24 protein-coding genes are annotated in these 23760 nt (G+C 45.7%); 11 read left to right on the top strand and 13 right to left on the bottom strand.

Annotation, left to right across the window (positions count from 1 at the left end; genetic code table 11):
* Positions 1–8: 8 nt before the first annotated feature.
* Positions 9–1184: a formate-dependent phosphoribosylglycinamide formyltransferase gene (gene purT, locus GXP65_RS08795; protein ID WP_045452693.1), complete on the bottom strand. Its 1176-nt coding sequence runs from the start codon at positions 1182–1184 to the stop codon at positions 9–11.
* 208 nt (positions 1185–1392) lie between these two features.
* On the opposite strand from purT, the gene GXP65_RS08790 reads away from it, so the two are divergent.
* Positions 1393–2091, top strand: coding sequence for a hypothetical protein (locus tag GXP65_RS08790; protein WP_050905665.1), 699 nt, complete (start codon positions 1393–1395; stop codon positions 2089–2091).
* Positions 2092–2154: 63 nt separating this feature from the next.
* On the opposite strand, the gene cdd is transcribed toward GXP65_RS08790, so the two are convergent.
* From cdd to GXP65_RS08755, 7 genes are all read right to left on the bottom strand, one after another.
* A complete protein-coding gene (cdd, locus tag GXP65_RS08785; RefSeq protein WP_005427951.1) occupies positions 2155–3042 on the bottom strand; it encodes a cytidine deaminase in 888 nt (295 codons plus the stop codon).
* A 264-nt stretch (positions 3043–3306) separates the two neighbouring features.
* A complete protein-coding gene (locus GXP65_RS08780) occupies positions 3307–3984 on the bottom strand; it encodes an LrgB family protein (protein WP_005428010.1) in 678 nt (225 codons plus the stop codon).
* Between the two features lies 1 nt (position 3985).
* On the bottom strand, positions 3986–4360 hold the full coding sequence (locus tag GXP65_RS08775; protein ID WP_012127845.1) for a CidA/LrgA family protein: 375 nt from the start codon (positions 4358–4360) through the stop codon (positions 3986–3988).
* Positions 4361–4418: 58 nt separating this feature from the next.
* Positions 4419–5840, bottom strand: coding sequence for an exodeoxyribonuclease I (gene sbcB / locus GXP65_RS08770; RefSeq protein WP_162092596.1), 1422 nt, complete (start codon positions 5838–5840; stop codon positions 4419–4421).
* A 161-nt stretch (positions 5841–6001) separates the two neighbouring features.
* Positions 6002–6682, bottom strand: a complete 681-nt coding sequence (locus GXP65_RS08765; RefSeq protein WP_162092595.1) for a DUF1826 domain-containing protein — start codon at positions 6680–6682, stop codon at positions 6002–6004.
* Positions 6683–6905: 223 nt separating this feature from the next.
* Positions 6906–8279, bottom strand: a complete 1374-nt coding sequence (locus GXP65_RS08760) for an L-cystine transporter (protein WP_162092594.1) — start codon at positions 8277–8279, stop codon at positions 6906–6908.
* 193 nt (positions 8280–8472) lie between these two features.
* Positions 8473–9168, bottom strand: coding sequence for an NAD(P)H-binding protein (locus tag GXP65_RS08755; protein ID WP_162092593.1), 696 nt, complete (start codon positions 9166–9168; stop codon positions 8473–8475).
* Between the two features lie 665 nt (positions 9169–9833).
* Here GXP65_RS08755 and GXP65_RS08750 point away from each other — a divergent pair.
* The 9 genes from GXP65_RS08750 to btuD all read left to right on the top strand — a co-directional run bounded on the left by GXP65_RS08750 (position 9834) and on the right by btuD (position 18471).
* A complete protein-coding gene (locus GXP65_RS08750; RefSeq protein ID WP_162092592.1) occupies positions 9834–10445 on the top strand; it encodes a flavin reductase family protein in 612 nt (203 codons plus the stop codon).
* Positions 10446–10464: 19 nt separating this feature from the next.
* Positions 10465–11508 (top strand): nicotinate-nucleotide--dimethylbenzimidazole phosphoribosyltransferase, encoded by a 1044-nt coding sequence (gene cobT, locus GXP65_RS08745; RefSeq protein WP_162092591.1) that lies wholly within the window; start codon positions 10465–10467, stop codon positions 11506–11508.
* The gene (locus tag GXP65_RS08740; RefSeq protein WP_162092590.1) at positions 11508–12314 is read left to right on the top strand and encodes an adenosylcobinamide-GDP ribazoletransferase; all 807 of its coding nucleotides are present in this window, start codon (positions 11508–11510) and stop codon (positions 12312–12314) included. Before cobT ends, GXP65_RS08740 begins: the two co-directional genes overlap by 1 nt.
* A complete protein-coding gene (gene cobU / locus GXP65_RS08735) occupies positions 12311–12859 on the top strand; it encodes a bifunctional adenosylcobinamide kinase/adenosylcobinamide-phosphate guanylyltransferase (protein ID WP_162092589.1) in 549 nt (182 codons plus the stop codon). Before GXP65_RS08740 ends, cobU begins: the two co-directional genes overlap by 4 nt.
* Entirely contained in the window at positions 12856–13470 is a 615-nt protein-coding gene (cobC, locus tag GXP65_RS08730; RefSeq protein ID WP_162092588.1) for an alpha-ribazole phosphatase, read from the top strand. Before cobU ends, cobC begins: the two co-directional genes overlap by 4 nt.
* An 82-nt stretch (positions 13471–13552) precedes the next feature.
* Complete coding sequence (locus GXP65_RS08725; RefSeq protein ID WP_162092587.1) at positions 13553–15352, top strand: M3 family oligoendopeptidase; 1800 nt, start codon at positions 13553–13555, stop codon at positions 15350–15352.
* A gap of 238 nt (positions 15353–15590) precedes the next feature.
* Entirely contained in the window at positions 15591–16619 is a 1029-nt protein-coding gene (locus GXP65_RS08720) for a succinylglutamate desuccinylase (RefSeq protein WP_005439838.1), read from the top strand.
* A 102-nt stretch (positions 16620–16721) separates the two neighbouring features.
* The gene (gene btuC, locus GXP65_RS08715) at positions 16722–17717 is read left to right on the top strand and encodes a vitamin B12 ABC transporter permease BtuC (protein WP_162092586.1); all 996 of its coding nucleotides are present in this window, start codon (positions 16722–16724) and stop codon (positions 17715–17717) included.
* Entirely contained in the window at positions 17704–18471 is a 768-nt protein-coding gene (gene btuD, locus GXP65_RS08710) for a vitamin B12 ABC transporter ATP-binding protein BtuD (RefSeq protein ID WP_162092585.1), read from the top strand. The genes btuC and btuD overlap by 14 nt, the downstream gene beginning before the upstream one ends.
* A 53-nt stretch (positions 18472–18524) precedes the next feature.
* Here btuD and GXP65_RS08705 read toward each other — a convergent pair whose 3' ends face one another.
* The 4 genes from GXP65_RS08705 to GXP65_RS08690 all read right to left on the bottom strand — a co-directional run bounded on the left by GXP65_RS08705 (position 18525) and on the right by GXP65_RS08690 (position 21643).
* Positions 18525–18848 carry a hypothetical protein gene (locus GXP65_RS08705; protein WP_162092584.1) on the bottom strand — a complete coding sequence of 108 codons (324 nt, stop codon included), beginning with the start codon at positions 18846–18848 and terminating at the stop codon, positions 18525–18527.
* Positions 18849–19083: 235 nt separating this feature from the next.
* Positions 19084–19659, bottom strand: a complete 576-nt coding sequence (locus GXP65_RS08700; RefSeq protein WP_005445519.1) for a nucleoside triphosphate pyrophosphohydrolase family protein — start codon at positions 19657–19659, stop codon at positions 19084–19086.
* Between the two features lie 108 nt (positions 19660–19767).
* Positions 19768–20349: a DUF1415 domain-containing protein gene (locus GXP65_RS08695; protein WP_162092583.1), complete on the bottom strand. Its 582-nt coding sequence runs from the start codon at positions 20347–20349 to the stop codon at positions 19768–19770.
* Between the two features lie 82 nt (positions 20350–20431).
* Positions 20432–21643: an MFS transporter gene (locus GXP65_RS08690; RefSeq protein ID WP_162092582.1), complete on the bottom strand. Its 1212-nt coding sequence runs from the start codon at positions 21641–21643 to the stop codon at positions 20432–20434.
* Positions 21644–21755: 112 nt separating this feature from the next.
* Between GXP65_RS08690 and GXP65_RS08685 the strand changes: the two genes are divergently transcribed.
* Positions 21756–22625 carry a LysR family transcriptional regulator gene (locus GXP65_RS08685; RefSeq protein ID WP_162092581.1) on the top strand — a complete coding sequence of 290 codons (870 nt, stop codon included), beginning with the start codon at positions 21756–21758 and terminating at the stop codon, positions 22623–22625.
* A 65-nt stretch (positions 22626–22690) separates the two neighbouring features.
* On the opposite strand, the gene GXP65_RS08680 is transcribed toward GXP65_RS08685, so the two are convergent.
* The gene (locus tag GXP65_RS08680) at positions 22691–23710 is read right to left on the bottom strand and encodes an FUSC family protein (RefSeq protein ID WP_162092580.1); all 1020 of its coding nucleotides are present in this window, start codon (positions 23708–23710) and stop codon (positions 22691–22693) included.
* Positions 23711–23760 lie beyond the last annotated feature (50 nt).

The following is a 23760-nucleotide window of genomic DNA, read 5'->3' as shown; positions in this document are numbered from 1 at the left end:
CTGCGGAACTAGTAAATGATTTGTACTTTAGAAGCGCTGTTCACCGCATCTTCAATCGAATCTTCAATCGTCTTACGGCGCGTTAAAACGACGCCCAAGCGACGGCGACCATCAATTTCAGGCTTACCAAACAAGCGAACTTGAGTTTGTGGCTGAGCCAATGCTTTGGAAAGATTATCAAATCGGATATCAGTTGACGTACCTTGCCCTAAAATTACCGCTGACGCTGATGGTCCATACTGAACAATATTGTTGATCGGCATACCTGTAAATGCACGTACATGAAGTGCAAACTCAGACATTTCTTGAGATATCATGGTTACCATACCGGTATCGTGTGGACGAGGGGATACTTCGTTGAAAATGACCTTATCGCCTTTCACAAACAGTTCCACACCAAAGATGCCGTAGCCACCTAGTGCATTCACAACTTTCTCTGCCGTGTATTCAGCTGCTTTGATTGCGTTCTCTGACATGGCTTGTGGCTGCCATGATTCACGGTAATCTCCGTCTTCTTGGCGGTGCCCAATCGGGGCGCAGAAGTGTACGCCATCAACGGCGCGTACCGTTAGCAGTGTGATTTCGTAATCGAAGTCAATAAATCCTTCAACAATCACGCGTCCGGCTCCTGTGCGGCCGCCTTCTTGCGCGTATTCCCAAGCTGTCTGAACATCTTCTTCTGTTTTAATCACGCTTTGGCCTTTGCCAGAGGAGCTCATGACTGGTTTAACGACACATGGAATACCAACATGCTCAACAGCGGCTTTAAAGTCTTCAAAACTATCTGCAAACTGATAAGGGGAAGTGTTTAGAGCTAATTCTTCAGCAGCAAGGCGGCGAATGCCTTCACGGTTCATCGTCAATTTAGTCGCTTTTGCTGTGGGAACAACGTTCAAGCCTTTTTCTTCTAATTCGACTAATTTATCTGTCGCGATAGCTTCAATTTCAGGAACCACGTAAGCAGGTTGTTCTTTATTAATGATCTCTTCCAGTGCTTGACCATCAAGCATGTCGATGACGTAGCTACGATGGGCCACTTGCATCGCAGGTGCATTGGCGTAACGGTCGCACGCGATCACTTCTAAACCAAGACGTTGGCATTCAATTGCCACTTCTTTACCAAGCTCACCAGAGCCTAGAAGTAATACACGGGTAGCATGAGTGCTTGTAGCAGTACCGAACATAGTGTTCCCTTACAAAATAAAGTGATGAAACCGAATTTGCAGGGGATCATACTGAATTTTAAAAATGATGCAAACGTTTGCGTCATCGCTGAGCATCTTAGGTTGTAATAATTACTATGCAATTAATCACAATTAATGATTCTTTGTGTTGAGAATATATTTCATATTGATAGATTTCATCGCTTCTATAAAAAGGAGCATTAAAATAATGAAATATATAAGAATTATCGGTTGTGCTATTGCAGTAATGCTTTTGTCTGGGTGTGTCTCTCAAAAAGCGATGGACATTCCGTCAGACTTTTGGCAAACCGGAGGAGACAAAAATATCGCTGTTGCGTTTGTTCAGCCACCAGAAATGTATGCGCATCGTGCAGGCGGTGAAGGTCTATTGGACATGGCTATCAACGAAATGGTGACTGATAGCGTTGAATCTCATATTCAATCACTAACGCATGATAAGTTTGAAGTAGGTAAGTCCAAGGTTGCGCAGTTGATTGAGAGTCGTGGAAGCCACAGTGTGATTCTCCCAGAGTATTATGAAGCGACCGACGAACATAAACTGCCGAAAGATAAACGCAAAAAAGGTTACTTCGACTACGATGTTTCTGTCGTCAAGGAACAGTATCAAGCTACACACCTACTTGTTATCCAAACCATGGCGGCGGGCACACTGCGTGACTACTACGGATTTATCCCTCTCTCGTCGCCTCGTGGTTATGTGAATGCAGAAGTTACGCTTGTTGATCTGAGTAACAATAAGATCGTGATGGAGCATCAAATCCTAGAAGAAGTTTTGTTACCAGAAGACGTTGATTGGGACGATCCAGAGAACCAATACCCGGAAATTACGAAGGTTGTAAATTTGGCGTTGGAAAGAGCGGCAAATCGACTAACGGAACTATTGTAATAAAACGTTGTTGGAACAAAAAAGAGCCCATTGGGCTCTTTTTTATTAAGCAAAGCTTATAAATTAAACGTTAACAAAGCTCACTGGAATATCAGGATTTAGTGCTTCTAGCGTCGATTGAGTATCAGCTAGGTGGCTGATCTTACCTTGTGAGTTTTCAACTAACGCTGCAGCTTTGATGTCTTCAAACTTCTCACCAGCCATCAGGATTTGAATTAATGCAACCTGCAGTGGTGGAAGGCTAGGGTTGAATGCAGCGTTTTCTGCGTACGCGCCTTGGAATACAAGGCCACTGTTCATCTCAAGCGCAATACCACTCAAGTTGTTTGTGTATGGCGCGTGGCTAATGTTCATCGCATTGACTGCTTTTTGGATTAAAGCATCGTCTTCATCACAAACAAACTCGTGCTTCACCTCAGCCATAAGACCAGACTCAATACCTAGATCCGCCGGACCAAACGCTTCCGGAAGGTAGTGATGAAGTGACTTTTCTTCACGTTCTGGTAACTGGATCTTTAATTCTTTTGCTGTGCTTAGCTCGTTCATGAACTGACGGCAGTGGCCGCAAGGGCTGTAGTTGATAGTGATGTCTTTCACACCATGTTCGCCTTTCATCCAAGCATGGCTGATGGCGCACTGCTCAGCATGAACGGTTTGACCTAACTGAACACCGAAAAACTCCATATTCGCGCCAAAGTAAAGACGACCGGAAAGGCCACGAACAATCGCACCGACATAGAATTCAGAGATTGGAGCGTAAGAAAACGCTGCGGCAAAAGGAAGTAGAGCAACACGAAGCTCTTTGTCTGAAAGGTTGGTCGCGTTCAGCAGTTCACCAAACTGTTGTTCAGAAATAGTGGCATCAAAATCGTCAGCTAAAACGATAGGAGCAAGATGTGTTGAAAGTGCTTCAGGAGCGCTTGCTAGCGCCTGTTCAATGCGACTTTTCATGTTGAATCCTTGTTATTGCATGGACAGTTATTCTATGTGAAAGATGGAAATGTTCCGTGCTTTAGATCACGTTAATGTTTGTAATGATGATTTACGTTACATAATTAGAGTGAGCTCACACATGTATTCGATTTCACGACGATTTAACGTTATCTCTGTCCCACTAATAACTATATCAATGGATATTCATATTGCGAATTTTCTGGAAGAGGTTTTGGCTTGCTCACTTTAGATTAAGACTAAGGGGAGCAAGCCAGTCACTTTTTATTGGTATAACCAAACGGCTAGAGCAAAGAAGCTTGGCGCAAGAATAGAAGTGATGATGCCACAAAGCACCAAAGCAAGAGATGAGAAAGCGGCATCGCCCGGTTGTTTCTCAGCACAGGTTGCTGTGCCGAGTGCATGCGAAACCGTGCCCATTGTCAGGCCACGAGCGATAGGGTGTTTAATGCCAATAAGGTTAAAGATTGGGTAAGCTAAAATCGCCCCGAATAAACCAACAATAAGCACTAGAATAGCGGCAACTGCGGCTTCACCACCTAAGTGGCTAGAGATTTCCATCGCAATAGGCGTTGTTACTGATTTGCCCACTAAGCTCGCAATGAGGCTGATGTCGGCTTTGAACGCAACAGCAATAAGTGTCGCCGTTAGCATCGACATCACGCTGCCCAAAGAGCAAGCCAGTGCGATAATGCGCCAATTGGCTTTTATTTGTGGCAATTGCTCATAGAGCGGATACGCTAGCGCAACAACAGCGGGTTGAAGCAAGAAGCTAATGTACTCGTTGTCGGCGTAGTAGGTTTCAAACGGCACTTTTAAAAAGATTAACAAAGGGATCAGTACCGCGATGCTGATCAAAAGCGGGTTAGCGATTGGGTTGTTGACCTTAATTGCGATTTGACGCGCGGCAAGGAAAACCACAATAGTGACAAGTAACCACATATCAATGTTTCTCCTTGAGTAAGTAATCCAAGAACCAAGCCAAGCTGATCAATACAATCAGCGAGCCACCGACTGCACTTGCAATAATAGGCAGCGCGTTCGCCAACAACATATCAAAGTGCTGCATCAAACCAACGCTGATTGGGACGAACAGTAAGATCATGTAGCGAATGAAAAGTGTTGCGCCAGGCTTAACCCATTCGACTTTTACCAAGCCAAGGGTCATTGAGAAAAACAGCACAAGCATACCGATGACACTTCCAGGAACAGAAACGCCAGTGAGGTTTTGAATAGTGTTGCCGATGCCAAGTGCTCCCATGATGAGTGCGAGGGAAATGAGCAAATGGACCAGCTGTAGTAATCGATCTTTTATCATTTTGACAGCATATAAAACAACAAGCACACCCGGAGGTGCGCTTGAACAAGGTAAGAAATTAGGAGGCTAAGCTCTCAACATAACGATAGACAGATTTTAGTATTGCTATCTTCTTTTCGTCACTTTCATGTTCGTGAACTAAGTTTTCTAAATTCAGCATGTACTCTTCAATCTGGCTTTCGAACACTTCGCGACAATGTTGTGCCCAGCGTCTTTGTTCTTGTTCATCCAGAGTGCCAGCATAGTGACGAGCACGGTAACGGAATAACAACGGCTTGATACGTTTGTCATCAAACTCAATATCCAACGCAGCCAGATTATTCGGATCCGTTTCACGAATGATGTCCATTGCCGCGCGGTCTGCAGGAGAGAAGAAGCCGTCATAAAGCTGTGTATCCACGTCGTCGCTCTTTTCGAATTCACGTTCAATAGAGAATAGACTAATTAGCTTTTCGCGGATTTCTGGGTGTTGGCGTAACAAGGCTAAATTGCTTAAACATTTCTGACGATCGATACCAATAACTTCCGCATTTTCCGCAGTCAGGGTCTTAGCAGGCGCGAGGATAGGGCACTTGTTCAGGTGCACGAGCTTAACGGGTACAGGCAGTAGGTCACCCAATTCGTCCCGCTTGGTGTACAAACGTTCTTTCAACTCTTCTGCTGAAAGTTCTAAGATCGGCTGAGGATCTTTCGCCAAGTCAATCGTAATAACAGCGTTATTGTTGGTTGGGTGCCAAGCCACAGGCACAATCCAACTGGTGTATTGGCATTCGCGTCCCAACATGCCCGAGACGTGCATCAAGGGCGTCATGTTAACAATATCGACTAACTCGTTCAGTTTGCGTTTGTTACGCATCGAGAAAAAGTAATCAAACAGCTTTGGTTGAGCGGCTTTGACTTTCTTCGCCATCTCAATCGTTGCAATCACGTCTGCCATCGCATCGTGGGCATTGCTGTGTTCAATACCATTTGCTACGGATAAATGTTCAAGTTTGAAACTTGTAAAGCCTTCATCATTTTCTGGCCATTCTACGCCTTCTGGGCGAAGAGCATGACACGCACGCATTACATCGAGTAAATCCCAGCGTGAGTTACCGTTTTGCCAGCTCCACGCATAAGGATCGATAAAGTTGCGGTAACAGGTGTAACGTGTGACTTCATCATCGAAGCGGATGCTGTTGTAGCCAAGACTAGTGGTATTTGGCTTAGAAAGCTCTGCGTGGATCTTAGCGATAAATTCAGATTCAGGTAGGCCTTCTTGCATCGCTTTTTGTGGCGTAATACCAGTGATTAAAGCGGCTTCTGGTGAAGGAAGGTAATCAGCGGGCGGACGACAGTACATGACCAAAGGTTCACCAATGATATTGAAGTTTTCATCAGTGCGAACGCCAGCGAATTGGCTTGGGCGATCTTTGGCTGGACTTGTTCCCCAAGTCTCGTAATCAAAAAAGAAAAAAGTGGGCTGATTATCTTGGTGCATTCTGCTTACCGTCTACGGAACCTATAGAGGTATTAGACCATTCAACGCTTTGACTCGCAACGAAAGATGCAAGGTGACGTTGTGAAAATGAAAAAGCCGAACGGTAATCTTCGGCTTGATGTTTTGCGTTTGATTAATGTTTGGGCAATTGCGGATTTTTATTAGCCAAAATCGAGAGTAAGTAGTAAACGAGTTTCACTCGATTGGATGTTAGGCGAGCGATGTACCAAGCCTTTATTTTCATTGCCAATCCAACGCTCACCTTTTAGTAGGGCGACGTCACCGACAGAAAGGTGTTGGATGTCATTCTCTGCGTTATAAAGCCCTGATTCCGCATCCGGTAGCCTATTGCTACCACGTCCAAGCTTTGAGCGGTCTATGGCATTGTTGGCTAACCATTGTGTGGCGGTTCCATGGTACGTCGTTACCAATCGGCAAGGCACTTGGTCAACGTGAAAGCGAGGACACATCGCGCTATTGAGTGTCGCTAGGCGCAGTCCTGCGTCTTCTAACTCAAATAAATAGCAAAACATGTCGACCAATTCCGCGATATTTCTAAGTAGTAACTCCGGGGCATTTCCGTCAGTTGCGTATTGCAACGTTTCATAAGCACTTTCAGGAGAAACATTCAGCGATTTATTGAAGTTAGGGCGTGAGGTGATGAACTGATCCGTGGCATCGACAAGCGGTTGATCGAATTGTCGTTGCCAGATAGCGATGTTGATATCTTCCTGATAAATGTCCGCTAATACCGTAGGTTCTCTTCTTGAGCTGAAACACGGCATTTGTTGTCCATTGGCTAAGATTTCAATTAAGTTGGGTTCGGTTAAAGTTGAAGTCATGTCATAACCTCCAGTGTTATTCGAATACAATTTGGAATTATTGAAATGTTATATCATAACAATTGATTTGAACACACTGATTCGTCGTGCAAGTCACGACAAGATTGCTAAGTGTTTGAAAGGGGAGAGTGCGAGTTGAACGATGGCCCATTTAGCTGAGCTCAAAAAAAAAAGCCGATGGTAAAACATCGGCTTAGTAAGGCAGTTGATTATTGGGAAGTAATTACGCTTTTTGTTCTTCCAATGCAACTTCATCGTTGGTTGATTTCAACACGCGGCTGGTAATGGTGCCGGCTGTCATAGCGCCAGAGACATTCAATGCGGTACGCGCCATATCGATCAATGGTTCGATAGAGATAAGCAGTGCTGCAATTGTCACAGGCAAGCCCATCGCAGGTAGTACAATCAGTGCTGCAAAAGTTGCGCCGCCGCCCACACCGGCAATACCAAATGAGCTAATCGTGATGATAGCAATTAGTGACAGAATAAAGTTGATGTCTAGAGGATCGATACCCATTGTTGGCGCTACCATTACCGCAAGCATTGCTGGGTAAATACCTGCACAGCCGTTCTGACCGATAGTGGCACCGAAAGACGCTGACAAGTTCGCAATCGCTGGTGGTACGTTTAACTTTGTGATTTGTGCTTCTACGTTAAGCGGGATGGTTGCCGCTGAGCTGCGTGATGTGAAGGCAAACGTCAGTACTGGCCAAATCTTCTTAAAGTACTCAGCAGGGCTCACACCAACGAAAGATACAAGTAGACCGTGTACAAGGAACATCAGGGCAATCGCTACGTAGGAGGCAACAATGAAACCCAGCAGGTTAAGAATGTCGCCAGCGCTTGAGGTCGCCACAACTTTCGCCATTAGGGCTGCAATGCCATAAGGCGTCAATGCCATGATCATCTTAACCAGGCGCATAACGATAGATTGAGCCGCTTCGACAAAAGTGCGGATTGGTGATTCTAGCTCTTCTTTTTCCGCCATCACTTTACGTGCAGCGATACCAACCAAAACACCAAAAATAACCACAGCAATAATTGAGGTTGAACGAGCGCCAGTTAAATCAGCAAACGGATTGGTTGGGATAAAGCTGACCAACATTTGAGGAATCGTTAGATCACTCACTGATCCTGCACGACTCTCTAATACAGCAATACGAGCCGTTTCACGCGCACCTTCAGTAAGACCCTCAGCAGAAAGGCCAAATGTCGTTGCTACTAGGATACCAATGATGGCAGCGATAGCTGTCGTGACCAATAAAACTGAAATTGTGATGCCAGAAATTTTGCCCAGTGAACCACCTTTCTCAAGTTTTACTACAGCAGAAATCATGGAGACCAGTACCAATGGCATGATGACCATCTTCAACAGGCCAACGTAACCACTGCCGACGATGCCAACCCACTCAAGCGTTTGAGCAATCACATTACTGCCTTCACCATGAATCAGTTGTAGAGCAAGACCGAAAAGTGAACCAGTAACTAAACCAATCAACACAAGACGAGACAAGGTGTTCTGTTTTTGTTGCTGATTAAAAAGAAAGAATAATATGGCGATAAACACCGCCAGAGAGGCAACCACTGCGAAATTCATAATTTGACCTTATCAATCAGCCCAAAATGCTGACTGTTTTTATACATTTGGCTATAAACTGTGGGCGTAAGATAACGCTCGGGATATAACTTTAAAAATGAAAAACAGGTATTAGATAGATCGAAAATGAATATAAAAATGAGACTCATATCTCGTGAAACAGCAAGCTAGCACAAGATTTATGCGATTTGGCTCAGTCGTAGTGCTTAATGAGGTCGAGCATTTCCCTTCTATGCAAATAGACGACTGAGTCTTCTTGGTAGCTGAAAACTTGATAAATCATCGCTTTGGCGACATCTTGAGCCTGAATGGGTACAAAATTAGCCAGTCTTCCCAGCATAAGCGGACGAATAACTTTAGAAAGAGTTTGAACAATCTTCTCATCCGTACGAGGATTTTCTCGTTGCCCGACCAAAGGGCCCGGCCTTGCGAATACCACTTCTTCAAAGCCCATCTTTTCAATGTTTTTTTCCATATGGCCTTTGCAAGCAAGGTAATGGGACGATGAAGACACTTTCGCACCTAAACTCGATACGACTGCAAGGCGCTTCACGCCAATCAGCTTCATTTGTTGGGCAACTTTACATACCAACTCGACATCTACCTTCCTTAAACCGTCTTTGCTTCCTGCTTGCTTTAACGTAGTACCGAGACAAATAAAACCCACGCGAGGGGTAGGCTGTTGTTCGTCCCAATCATGAATAGACAGTTCTGCTTCCAGCAGTGGGATAATTATATTACTTGGATCGGCAATGTAAGTGAGGGCTCGTCGAGAAAGACAATACAGAGTTTCGATACTAGGCTGTGAGATCAGTTTATGGATGACTTCTTTTCCTACCAACCCGGTCGCGCCTGCGATAATGACACATGCATTTGAATCGTTACTCATCGTATTCTTCCTCTTAGAGAACAGTTGCTTAGGCTATTGTAGCTTATTTACTGAGCTAAGCATTAGGCATGCTATCAATGTTTGATAAATGATGTATTTGCTCCAGAGTTTTCCGACACAAATAAAAAGACCCGCGGGACAAACGGGTCTTTTGGACTAGGAGAATGATAAGGGTATGGATCGCCGGGGTAGGCGTTTTTGTATCGGCTTGCCTCTCTTCGTGGGGCGACGACTTTGATTGGCAAACATGGTTTCTCGCTTTAGTTGTTGGGGACGTTTTAGTAGAAGCATCAGACATGCCAACTTTATCGAAAGGGTCACATTATTCGGATTTATTTATCTCGTAGTCGTTGTTAGCGCGATATGGGGCGATTTTAAAACCTTAATTTATTCAATTTCTTATTGGTATTTTCTTTGCAAGGTCTGTGTCGAGCGACTTCTTGGTGTTCGATTGAAATTTCTTCAAAATATCGAGTGTTGGATTTATTTTCTAATCAAATGAATGAATTGAACTGGCATTTAAGTCAATATAAATATCAAAATGACAAAAGACACGTTCAAAAAGAGAAAATCAGATGAAATTGCACGGGAGAGGGGTACACTTGTTCTCTCAATTTGTCGGGAGCCTCGTTTCTCTCGCGGTTTTCTAAGACCAAGGACGTCGTATGAACATAGATCTCAGTACGCTTGCGCCAACGCAGGTGTACCATTTGATGACTCAAACTGTCATTCCTCGCCCAATCGCCTGGGTGCTCACAGACTCAGGTGAGCAAAACTTCAATTTAGCGCCATTTTCCTACTTTACTGCGGTTTCTAGCCGTCCACCTTTATTGATGGTTTCTGTGGGAAAAAAGCCCAATGGTGATATCAAAGACACCACGCGAAATGCATTAGAAACCGGTAAGTTGGTTATCCATATTGCCCCCAGCGATCTCGCGGATAAAGTCACTTTATCTTCTGTCACATTAGAACATGGCGAATCTGAACTGGAAACGACTCAACTTGAGACGGTTGATTTCCAAGGTTTCGAATTACCAAGGCTTTCGGGCGCGCCAATTGCATTTGGCTGTAAGTTACATGAAGTCATTGAGATGGGTGAGACGCCACAAAGTTTAATCTTTGCAGAAATTGAACACATTTATGTCGATGAGCGGGTCGTATCCATGGAAGGTGATCGTTTAAAAGTCGACGCTCTTGCGGTTGACCCATTGGCAAGGCTTGGTGGAAATGAGTACGCCACGCTAGAAAAGACGTTCTCTGTTGCTCGTCCAAAATAAAGAATAAGGAACAATCATCATGGATCGCTCTTTTGCCTCAGAAATTCAAGCTCGCATTGATAACAAAACCAAACCAGTAGGCGCTCTTGGTTTGCTCGAAAAAGTAGCCTTAGAACTGGCGCTAATTCAAAGCCAAGATAAGCCTCAAGCGGTTGAAACAATAGTAATTCGCAAACCAACCATGTTGGTATTTGCTGGTGATCACGGTATCGCCGAAGAAGGGGTGAGCATTGCGCCAAGCGCTGTGACTCAGCAAATGGTGGCGAATTTTCTCGCTGGTGGCGCCGCCATTAATTGTTTCTGCGATCTCAACCAAATCGACTTTAAGGTTGTTGACTGTGGCATGTTGTCACCGATCGATACCTTAGCTCCTGACTTTAAAAATCATCCCAACTTGATTGAAAGACGTCTGGGAAATGGTACGGCAAACTTTGCTAAACAAACGGCGATGTCGTTAGAACAAGTTGCGCTAGGTTTGGAATATGGTGCAAAGGTCGCGCAGCAGGCGATTCTTAATGGCTCGAACTTGTTGATGTTTGGTGAGATGGGGATTGGCAATACCAGTTCTGCATCGGCATTGTTAACTGCTCTGAGTCCATTGGAAGTCGACCATTGTGTTGGCTATGGCACGGGTATTACTCAAGAGCAACTAAACCGCAAAATCAAGCTAGTCGCACAAGGCGTGAATCGCTGCCGGGACCTTGACACCAAAGGTGCACTGGCACAAGTCGGTGGGTTCGAAATCGTGCAAATGGTTGGCGCATTCTTAGAAGCGAAACGCCATAAAACGCCTGTTTTAGTCGACGGATTTATCGTCTCTGTTGCCGCTTACGTCGCGACTTTATTGGATGAAGAGACGCGAGGTTACATGTTGTTTGCTCATAACTCAGAAGAGAATGGGCACAAGTTTGTGCTGGAATGTTTGCAAGCGGAACCTCTTTTGGATCTTGGCTTGCGTTTAGGTGAAGGAACCGGAGCGGCGCTTGCTTTGCCACTGGTAAAAGCGGCGGCTCAGTTTTACAACAACATGGCAAGTTTTGAGAGTGCGGGAGTGACGGTTTAGTGTCTGCTTCTGATAATACACTCCATTCAGAGACTCGTTCTTTGCGCTATCAGAGTGAGCTTTTCTTGCTCGCAGTCAGCTTTTTTAGTCGTATACCAGTGCCCGCAGATTTACCTTACAGTGAAACGCGCATGAACCAAGCGGGGCGATACTTTGCTTTGGTCGGTGTGTTGCTAGGGCTACTGTGTGCAGCTGTGTTTTCACTAGCAAGTTTATTGTTCCCAAACTCAGTTGCCATCGTGTTGACCATGGCATTTAGCCTGCTGCTTACCGGCGCGTTCCATGAGGACGGTTTAACGGATATGGCGGATGGCATTGGCGGTGGTATGACGTTAGAGCGCCGCTTAACCATCATGAAAGACAGCCGCATCGGGACGTACGGCGCGGCAACGCTAATGATGGCGCTGTTAGCGAAGTTTGTATTTTGGAGCGAGTTAGCCAATGAGCCTCAGTTTTGGCTGATGATCGTCGTGGCGTACACCGTGAGCCGAGCACTTGCTGCCACTCTCATATACGACATGCCTTACGTTAGTGACGCAGATACCTCGAAAAGTAAGCCGTTAGCGAACAAACAATCGAGCTTAGAAGTCGCGATACTGCTCTTAACTGGTGGGGTTGTAGCGTTGTTACTGGGTGTGACTCAGGCTGCTGTGATTGTATTGGTATTGGCACTGTTTCGTGTGGGCTTTAAACGCTGGCTGACCAAACGTATCGGCGGATTTACTGGCGATTGCCTCGGTGCCGCGCAGCAGCTTGCAGAGTTGCTTGTTTATCTCATTCTTATCGCATTTAGTCATTCATTATGAAGCAACTTATTCTAGGTGGGGCGCGCTCAGGAAAGTCGAGCTTAGCAGAGAGCAGGGCGCAACAATGGGCACAAAATAAAAACGGAACGCTTCACTATGTGGCGACGGCATTGCCTTTTGATGAAGAAATGAAGCAACGCATTGCTCACCATAAACAGCAGCGAGGGGCTGGGTGGATTGAACATGAGTGTCCGCTTAACTTGCCTGAGCTCATTTGTGGGTTTTCGTCTCAAGATGTCGTGTTAGTTGACTGCCTTACGCTTTGGCTCAACAACTGGATCTTTGAACTCGGTGATGACTGCTGTAATGAGCGGTTAGAGGAACAAATTGAGTTGTTGGTGAATGCGGTAGCACAAGCTGAAGCGACGCTGATTTTTGTATCTAACGAAGTCGGGATGGGCATTGTGCCGCTTGGCGCCGTCAGTCGTTACTTTGTTGATAATGCGGGACGGATGAATCAAAAACTGGCGACCGTATGTGAGCAAGTCACGTTTGTCGCCGCGGGTTTGCCACTTGAGCTCAAACCACAGGAAGGGAAGCGATGAAAACGTTGAATATCTACTTACTGCGACACGGGAAAGTGAACGAAGCCCCAGGTTTACACGGACAAACCGATTTAAAAGTCGATGAAGCTGAGCAACGCAAAATTGCACAAGCCTGGCAACAGACGGGTCGAGAAGTAGAAGGGATCATCAGCTCTCCGTTGTCACGTTGTCACGATCTTGCTGACATACTCGCTGAGCAGCAACTTTTGCCTTTAAGTGTGGAACCACAACTTAAAGAATTGGATTTTGGTGATTTTGACGGCATCCCATTTGACATGCTTTCTGAGCACTGGAATAAGCTCGATGCGTTTTGGAAAGCACCGGCACAACACACCTTACCGAATGCTGAGAGCTTGGATGATTTCTCTCATCGTGTAACTTGTGCTTGGTCTCAAATCATTAATGATATCAATGACAACTTGCTAATTGTCACGCATGGTGGCGTAATTAGAATGATTCTTGCCCATGTATTGGGTGTAGATTGGCGCAATCCGCGATGGTATTCGACATTAGCGATAGGAAATGCGTCAGTAACACATATAACAATTACCATCGATGATCAGATTTACGCCTCAGTTCGTTCGATAGGCGTACCACTATTTGAAAATTAGTCACGGAAGTAGCTTCTGCTTGGTTCTCTTATTAGTTGAAGAGAAACACGTTTTGGCTCGATTACATCAAAAGGAACCATAAATGACCGCTCCTAGCTGGGATTTATCCATCGTTTATAACGATCTCGCTGACCCTCGTATTCAAGATGACATTGCGCTTGTAGAGCAATGCATTGACCTACTCAATAAACAGTCTGCTGATTGTGACTCGGTTGAAGTGATGCAAAACGCAATCTTAACCAGTGAGGCGGCAAGCCGTTTGGCTGGCACTATTGCTAACTTCGCAAACTGTTACGCATCAGTGGATGCGACAAATGCAGAGGCGAAAGCACTACTCGGTCGTATGACGCGCATTTTCTCCGAGCTTTCTCAAGCTTACAGTGCCTTTGAGCTTAAACTGACTCATGCTGATGAGGAGTTCATTAGCCACGTTTTAGAGCATGAAAACCCAGATATCAGTGGTCAGGCGTTTTCAATCCTGAACTCTCGCAAACTGGCTGACACACGCTTAAGCACCGAAGAAGAAAAGCTATTAGCGGCAATGAGCGTGGATGGAAAATCTGCGTGGGGTAAGTTATACAACAACCTCACGGGCTCTTTGAAAGTGAAGCTTGACTACGCTGATGGTGAAAGTGAAGAGCTTGGCTTCTCGCAAGCCGCAAGCATTCTTTATGGCTCTGAATTTGATCGCCAAGAGGCTGCGTGGCGTGGTGTTCAAAAGGCGATGGCAACACATCAAGAGTCTTTTGCTTCTATCCTTAACGCGCTTTCAGGTTGGCGTTTAACAGAGAACAAAAAGCGTTCTACCAAACGTGATGTCCATTTCCTTGATCCAAGCTTGCATGGCAGCCGAGTCAAAGCGGAAACGCTCGACGCCATGATGAAAGTGGCTAAAGACAGCCGTGAAATTGGTCAAAAAGCCGGTTTGTTGATGGCGAAGGTCCACGGTCTGGATGAGATGAAACCATGGAATCATCTTGCTGCGATGCCTGCTTTGAGTGGTGAAGCGAAAGTTTACCCTTTCGATGAAGCAATCGACGTCATTTGTGAAGCGTTCGAAACCGTGAATCCAGATATGTCTGAGTTTGTCCGCATGATGGTACAAAACGGCTGGATTGATGCCGCGCCTAATGCCAATAAACGCCTTGGTGCATACTGTACTAAGCTGCCGGCGACGCGTACGCCGCTTGTGTTTATGACTTGGAGTGGTAGCCGCTCAGACCTGATGACGCTTGCTCATGAGCTTGGTCACGCTTTCCACAACTGGGTGATTCGTGACTTACCGCTTTGCCAAACGTACTACCCAATGACGTTGGCAGAAACCGCCTCGATTTTCGCTGAAAACATCGTTCGTGATCATCTGATTTCAAAAGCAGAAAGTGTGGATGATAAGCTCGAAATGCTGTGGGAAGAGCTTTCTTCGGCGTTGGCGCTAATGATCAATATTCCAGTTCGTTACGAATTCGAAAAAGCCTTCTACGAGCGTCGCCAAGAGGGCGAACTGACAGCAGATGACTTCTGTGAGCTGATGTCAGAAACGTGGAAAGATTGGTATGGCGATGTAATGAGCGAGGCTGATCCTTATTTCTGGGCGAGCAAGCTGCACTTCTCTATTTCTGGGGTGAGCTTCTACAACTACCCATATCTGTTCGGCTTCTTGTTCAGTAAAGGTATCTACGCTCAACGTGAAGCTAAAGGGGAGCGTTTCTACGACGATTACGTAGAACTATTGCGCGATACTGGCAACATGATGGCTGAAGAGGTTGTCGAGAAGCATCTTTCAATGGATCTGACGCAACCAGAATTCTGGCAGCAGAGTGTGGAACTAGTTCGTGACAAAGTAGACGAATTTGAACGTTTACTCGCACAACGTGGTGAATAAACGCTAAAAATTGATCAAATCATAATGATCTTCTTTAGGGCTGTGGTAAAGTTCACAGCCCTAACACTTTGTAATTGTTTAAAAAATAAACGCCTCAATGCTTGATTTGAGTGCATGGCGCGAAAAGGTATGGGATTTTAAATAAATTTGGTGGCTTCTACTCATAAGTGGGATCGCAACAACAAAAATCCTTTGTACAATTTATTAACATACCCGCCGTGCTATTAAGGAGTAACGCATGACGAAGTCTCTCTTTCGCCAATCGTTTTTAACTGACACGTTAGATGTTCATATTGATGTCGCGCCAGCGGAGCAGGTGCTGTCTAATGGTGTAAAACTTAAACTCTATCAGCGTGGTGTGCTAGAAGTCATTCCTGATGAATACACTCAGGAAACCAAGAACGTCATCATCTCTTGTGGTGTCCACGGGGATGAAACCGCACCGATGGAGCTGGTGGACTCAATTATCAAAGACATCGAATCTGGCTTCCAGAAAGTCGAGGCTCGATGCTTATTCATTATCGCTCACCCAGAATCGACTCTGGCGCACACGCGATTTTTAGAAGAAAACCTTAACCGACTGTTTGATGAGAAAGAGCACGAGCCGACCAAAGAGCTCGCGATTGCTGATACTCTCAAATTGTTAGTCAGAGATTTCTATCAAGATACGGCAGCGGAAACACGCTGGCACTTAGATTTGCACTGTGCGATCCGTGATTCAAAGCACTACACCTTTGCTGTGAGTCCGAAAACGCGTCATCCTGTTCGTAGCAAAGCCTTGATTGATTTTCTCGATAGTGCACATATTGAAGCAGTGCTACTGTCTAACTCGCCAACCAGCACATTCAGCTGGTTCAGTGCAGAGAACTACGGCGCGCAAGCTTTGACGATGGAACTTGGTCGTGTGGCTCGCATTGGTGAAAACGACTTAGACAAACTGACAGCATTCGATTTGTCACTGCGTAACCTAATTGCAGAGGCGAAAGCTGAGCACTTGTCTAAGCCATGTATCAAGTACCGTGTGAGTCGTACGATTGTGCGCTTGCACGAAGATTTCGATTTCATGTTTGATGACAACGTCGAGAACTTCACCTCATTCGTTCACGGCGAAGTGTTTGGTCACGATGGTGACAAACCATTAATGGCGAAGAACGATAACGAAGCCGTTGTTTTCCCAAATCGCCACGTTGCGATTGGTCAACGCGCAGCATTAATGGTGTGTGAAGTGAAAACGCGCTACGAAGATGGCGAGTTAGTCTACGATTAATGCCATATCGCCCTAATTTCGGCGACTAAAGCGTAAGAACACATTTGCAATTTACCGAGGCTTAACTGTAAGGTTAAGCCTCGTTTGTATTTATCGGCTACTATGGATTTTCAACAACTTATCCTGAACAAGGAACGACGCTGGCAACGCAATCTTTTGATCATGTCAGTGATTCTCGTGCTGCTTTCTGCTATCCACTTGATGGTCGGAGAGGTATTCCTTTCTCCTTTTCAGTCTCTCTCTGCATTTGAACAAAAACTCTTGTTGGATTTACGTCTGCCACGTTTGGTTTCTGCCGCTATTATTGGTGCTGCTCTGGCGGTCTCTGGTGCGACCTTACAAGTTCTGCTTGGGAACGTATTAGCCGAACCCGGCGTTCTCGGGATCTCCGGTGGCGCGAGCTTGGCAATGGTGCTAGTCATGTTTGCCTTGCCGGTTTTGCCTTCTCCGATGATCTTTATGTTGGCTGCCATTGCCGGTTCGATGTTGTTTACCGTCATATTGGTTGGTATCGCTAGGGCAATGCATCTCACTACCGCAAGGTTGCTGCTCGTCGGCGTTGCACTGGGTATTTTATCGAGCGCGATTGTGACGTGGGCATTCTACTTTAGCGATGACTTGAGCCTGCGTCAGTTAATGTATTGGCTAATGGGCAGCATTGGTGGGGCAAGTTGGTACCAGCACACCGTTACTTTGGTCATGCTACCTGTGCTGATTTGGCTCTGCTGCAAGGGCAAGCCGCTTGATAAGTTGATGCTAGGGGAAATCCATGCCACTCAACTGGGCATTGATGTTCATCAGATGCGCTGGAAACTCATTTTGGCAATTTCCATTCTTGTTGGTGGCTCCGTTGCATTGGGTGGGATCATTAGCTTTGTGGGCTTAGTCGTGCCGCACCTGCTTCGATTAGCGTTTGGTACAGAAAATCGTTACCTGTTGCCTCTGTCGGCAATATCTGGCGCAGCCTTATTGGTGTTTGCTGATATCGGCGCGCGCTTGTTGCTCGATTCTGCAGAGCTGCCGCTGGGAGTGATGACCACTTCTATCGGCGCACCTATCTTCATTTGGATGCTGGTGAAAAGTCATGATTCACGTTAAGCACATCGCAGTGGGAAGTCGACTGCTACCGCTCTCCTTTGAATGGAAGCCGGGTGAGGTTGTCCATGTTGTGGGTCCAAACGGCTCAGGAAAGAGTACATTACTTGGCGCGATATCTGGCACCTTAACTCAGCGTGAAGGCGTGAGTGGGGAAGTGCTTGTCGACAATAACGACCTGCTCACAATGCCACTTTCAGAACAAGCGCATATCCGTGGGTATTTGTGTCAGCAATCAAGACCTGCATTCAATGTTGATGTCTTTCAATACTTAGCACTTTCACTGCCAACAGGCGCCAATATCAGCGACGCGAAAGTACGAGATGCCGTTAATATTGTTATTGAGCTAGTACAATTGCAAGACAAGCTTCATCGAAGTATTCAGACATTATCCGGGGGTGAATGGCAACGTGTCCGTTTAGCCGGGGTGTGCTTGCAAGTGTGGCGCACGATTAACCCTTACTCTCAGCTATTGATTTTGGATGAACCCGCAGCGCCGTTGGATATTGCCCAAGAGGGACTGCTATATCAGCTCATTAATGCAGTCGCTGCGCAAGGCATCGGGGTGTTGGTCGCAAACCACGATTTAAATCGAACGTTAAGGCATGCTGACAAGGTACTGCTACTCAATAACGGCGTATTGCATTCTTCCGGTAACGCCGACGAAGTGCTATCAGAAGAAGGATTAGCTGAGGTGTTCCAAACTCAAGTTAAGAAGGTCTTATTAGAAGAAAGGCCGTATCTAATTTTTGATTAGTATCCTAAAGAAATACAGAGCATCCAGATGCCAAGCGTTTATTTGTTGAGAGACTAAAACAGAGGCATCTGATGTGAATGGGATTTCTTGATATCTAATGGGTTATCGACACTCTGAAAGTACTCCACCCAAACTTTATTACTTCTCGGAAACTCTCGTCGGAGGGCTTTCTTAACGTGTTTACGCGTACTGACCAAATCTCCCGTCAACGTTTGGTTGTGATATCCCATTTCAACAACTTGGAACTGGCTATCTGCTAGACAGTAAATCAGAAAACCGCGATCTCTTTTGTAGGTCTTAAACTCTACCGCTTCTTTAGGCTGCAATTCTTTGAGCTGTTTTTCGACTAACGGCAACACCTGAGATATATGAATCATAGGTAATCCACGATATGGTAACTGCGATAAGGTTATCAGAGAGATAGGCCTCAGAAATATCAATAAATACTGAACAGGTGTTTAGTGGCGTTAAAAGCATGGATTAGGATTCATTGACCGGAGATTCGATGAGGTTTAACTTTTGAGTAATGAAGCTCTGAGTGGACATAAAAAAGCGCCCACAATATCGAGTATTGTGGGCGCTGAATTTTATTTGTAGTGCCTAATCGACGACTTACTGTGTAAGTGGCTTAAGGTCTGCAGGGCGGTAGTAAACCGACTTTAGAACCTTGCCTTTACGTACCGTTTTGCCTTCAGATACAAAATCTTCTGCGCATTTCGCAATGATGTATTCGCCTTTTTGAACCGCCATCAGCTTGATGCCTTGTTCAGCGTAGAACGCTTCTGTTTCTGCGTATTCTTGTTCGTTGCGACACACTTTGCTCATGTTACTTGAGTGCACTTCGTCCCAGCAAGGGATAAAGTCGATACCACGGTTCACCGCTACGTTAAGCAGTAGATCGATCAGATAGCTGATCGCTAGGTTATCTTCAACTTTGCTGTCACCAAGGTGTACTAGACGACCCATTAGAACGTAAACGCTGTCAATGATTGCGTCTGCTTGCTCGGTTTTGCAATCCGCTTCCGCTAGTTCAGTAAGCTCTTCGATCGCAAGAGAAGTGTGTAGTGTATCTGCTTGTGCGTCTAGGCTTGCAACATCCGCCACTGGTAGGTCGAAAGTGCTACGGAACTCGGTGATGTCACGGTATAGGTGATCAAAAATCTCTTGGGTTAGCTTTGACAGTTGCATTCTAATGTCCATTGAATCGATTGAAGTCGCAATCATATCAAACCGAACTTTAATCCCCAAGCGATCCCATTCTAACTGGTTAGAATTCTGTCTCTTGGGGAGTGAGTCTTAGCGAAATAGGTAGGGGAAGAGCTTCTTACGTTCTTCCTCTGAAAGCGCTGAAACACGTGCAATATTGGTATCTGGAATGGACTCTGGATCAGGGTAGTGCTTAAGTACCTTTTCCATGCTCTCCTCACGGATCAGATGAAATACTGGGTATGGAGAGCGATTCGTCAGGTTTTCATCATCTTCTGGTTCTGCTCCGCCAAAGCAGTAATCAGGATGGAAGGTGGCAACTTGGAAAATACCTTCCCAATCTTGCTGTTTGAGCAAGCCTTCAACCCAATCAATGAAGAAGTTGTAATCCCAGAAATCTTGCAGCATGTTTGGAACCACAACCAAGGTTGTCTCCAGTTTTTCTGGCTCGGTATTACTGAGTTCGATCAGTTGCAGCAAAATGTCTTCAAGCAGAGCTTCTTCTTGCGAGGCTTCACTAACGAAGATTTTGATTTGCTTATTGCGCTGTGGCTTAGCGGCGAACGGGCAGAGATTTAACCCGATCACGACATCATTGAGCCATTGATCGACTTGCTCTGTGATCGCATCGATATCGGTGTTTGGTGATTCTTGTGTTGAGCGCGTTGGCATACGACTTTCTTGCTTTTATGAATGTGGCGCAAGCATAGCAGAGCAGCGCCACAACATAAAACCAATAAGGTTTAACGCTTTGTTAAGCCGTTATGTCTGCATTATCACCGGCGTCGATTCGCTCTGTGATGTTTTTTAAGAATGCGATAGCAGCGAACATGGCAATGTACAGTGCAAAGCCGCCGATGAGTACACTCGACCAACCGCCGTCTTGCCAGCAATAGAGCAATAGGAATCCACCTAAACTGCCGCCAATATAGTAATGCACGAGATACAATGCGGTCGCCGTCGCTTTTGCTTGTGTTGCGTTTTGTCCAACCCAGCCGTAAGCAAGTGTGTGAGTGAAGAACGCGCCGAAGCTGATCAATAACAAACCTGTCAACATTGCAGGTATGCTTTCAATTACTGCGATCCACATGCCAGCCATACTGACGATAGAGCCTAAAAACATGCCAAGTATCGGTGAAAAGCGTTTACTCCAATGTCCGGCGCAGCGGGAAGAGAACGTACCACCTAAATAGCAAACAAAGATGAGAGAAGCTAACCCGACAGGCACATTATGTGGCGCACTGACTAAGCGAAAACCCATTACCGAATAGAGATTAACGAACAACGCAAAGTTCAAACCACCAATCAGCATGGCAAACCACACACGTTGATTTTTGAAGTGTCCGATAATAGCTCGATTGTGATGCCTTAAACTGCTCGAAGAAGGGGTGAAGTTTTTCTGTTTTGGCAGCAAGTAATGCACGCTGACCACGCCGATAAGGGTAAATAGCATCATAACTTCGATGGCGACATCGATGCTAAAGTTGTCTGCCAACAAACCTCCGCTGATACGCCCTGCGATCCCTCCCAATGAATTGGCTGCGATATAAGTACCGATCGCCATTGAAAATGCGTGTTTATCTAGCTCTTCCGCCATATAAGCAACGGCAACAGCAGCAAACGCGGCAAGCGCAACACCGATCAAAGCGCGGCAAACTACTAAGAACAAAAACGAATCGCCAAGCAGCATTAATGCGGAGATAGCAGGGATCGAAAACAGACCAAACATCATTACAGGTTTGCGCCCAATCGATTCAGAGAGCACAGCCATCGGGACCAAGCTAAAGGAGAGAGCCAGTGTGGTAGCGGCGAATAGCCAGTTGACCTGAGTTTCCGAGATCTGAAAGTGCGCCGCAAAGCTTGGCAGCATCGGCTGAAGGAGATAAAGGTTCGAGAAAACCAAAAAAGAGCCGAGCGCCAGAGATAGCGTAATGCGTTTGTATTCCGGAGTGCCGAAACTGACCATGAGTCCTGCCTAATGCGAGCGAGCAAATATAAAGAAACTGTGATCAATCTATCAGTTAGTTGTGGATTGAAAAAATATATTAAAAATATGGTTGGTATATATTTTTGATCTAATGGAATCGAAACAACTCAAACACTTTTTGGCGGTCGCGGAACACGGCAACATTACTCATGCAGCTAAGGCTTTGCACATTGCTCAGCCAGCGTTAAGTATTTCAATTAAGAAGTTCGAACAGTCTCTTGGCGTGACGCTGTTTCGCCGAGAAGAAAAGAAAATCAGCTTAACCAAAGAGGGGGAAACCCTGTTGGTTCACGCTAAGCGAGTGATTCAGCAGTTACACGATGCGCAGTTAGCAATTGATGAACTCAAAGGTTTAGCCAAAGGGGAAGTGCGACTTGGTACGCCTTCAATGATGGGCAGCTACTTCTTTCCCCGAATTGTCATGGCGTTTAAGAGCCAGTATCCAGATTTAAAGCTGACGCTGGTGGAGGCGGGCACTCAGTCTATCCGTCGAATGTTACTTAATGGTCAGCTCGATATTGGCGTGATCAGCTGTGACGATGTACCAGAAGACTTAGAAACTGACCATTTGTTTACTAGCCAAATGGTTGCTGTAGTGGCTCCGGAACATGATTTAGCTCAGCGCAACGCCATCACATTTGATCAGTTTTTCGAGCATGATTTGGTGATGTTCCAACATGGCTACTTCCACCGAGAATTCTTAGACCACGTCAGCGAAGATCATGGCTTTACAATGAAGTCCTCATTTGAAACCAACTTGTTGCCGCTCATTCTGAGTATCGTTAAACAAGAATTTGCTATTACCGCTCTCCTAGAACTGGTGACACAACATGAACAGGGTGTGGTGGGTATTCCATTTGAACCGAGCGTTAAGCTCGACCTTGCACTCGCGTGGCGAAAACAAGGCTATCTATCCATTGCCGACCGTACTTTTATTGACTTTGTGAAGCGGTATGTTTGATTTGCATCCAATTAAAACCAAACTGTTCAATGGAAAGTCTCCCTTTAATTGGGAGGCTTTTCCTTTTATGCAGTTATCTCTTTCTCATTAAGTGGTATCAATACCCCAAGAGCCACCATGGCAGCGCCACCGATTACGGTGAACAATACTCGCTGCGAAAAGATCAATTCTGCCATTTCCGGATTAAAAGGACCTACTGAGACAGTAAGAATAAGCAGCATGATACAAGCCGTGGCAATGGTGTAGTTGTGTTCGAGATACACAAGGATGCCGTAAAGCGAAGCGATGACCAAAACCCACATGGTTATTGTCATTGCCATGTCGGAGTTGAACGAGCCCAATAGCAACCCCACAGGCAAATAAACTAATGCGCCAAGCAAGGTTCCGTTCAAACGTTGCCAAGCTTTCGGTGCTAAATCTTTGCTGAACGGGCTGTGGATCATCATAAATAGGTAAGCACCTAAAACGGCTCCTGTGCCACCCCATATACCTAACGACAGCACCAAGCCAATCCCTAGCGCCTTGCGGCTGGAGTACTTGAGATCAACACGACTAATTTTATGTGTGGTACTCATCGAGCCATTCTGGGTGTTGGCGTTTTTCCAAACCAGCGTACTAGCAATGATCGCCACAGTGATGCCAAGCACAACCGATACTGAACGTTGAAGCATAAGTTCTGTGGCTGGGATATCTACCGGCATCATCATCGATAACAACATAAACGTCAGCGGCAGAATGTACTTTGGTACTCCTTGGTGGTGTTTATCGCGCTCTGTTATGACGAGTAAGAAGGCAAACAGCGCACTAGTAAAAGGCGCATAAGTGATAGGCACCATGGAAAGTGGTACCGCAACTAATGTCATGACCAAAGGATGAAGGCTACCTAGCAGGGTGTCTTTTGTCGTACTGAATTTGAGATTGTATAGGTAGTGGATGATTCCCACTTCCACCGCCACAAAAGCTTCTCCGACATCATAAAAATACGCACTGATGATAAGCAGCACGATAGAAAGCAAAAACATGCGGTTGCCTAGCACAAGGTAAGGCTTTGGCGGGATGAATTTTTGAGCGAGTGAATCGAGCATGGCGTATTTCCCATCCTTCAGTGAATAACAATATAGAAGGTATGAGATTA

This window comes from Vibrio sp. LB10LO1, from assembly GCF_010092875.1.
Taxonomy (GTDB): domain Bacteria; phylum Pseudomonadota; class Gammaproteobacteria; order Enterobacterales; family Vibrionaceae; genus Vibrio; species Vibrio campbellii.
The sequence above is the reverse complement of the archived record's forward strand: the minus strand, read 5'-3'. Positions and strand labels throughout refer to the sequence as shown.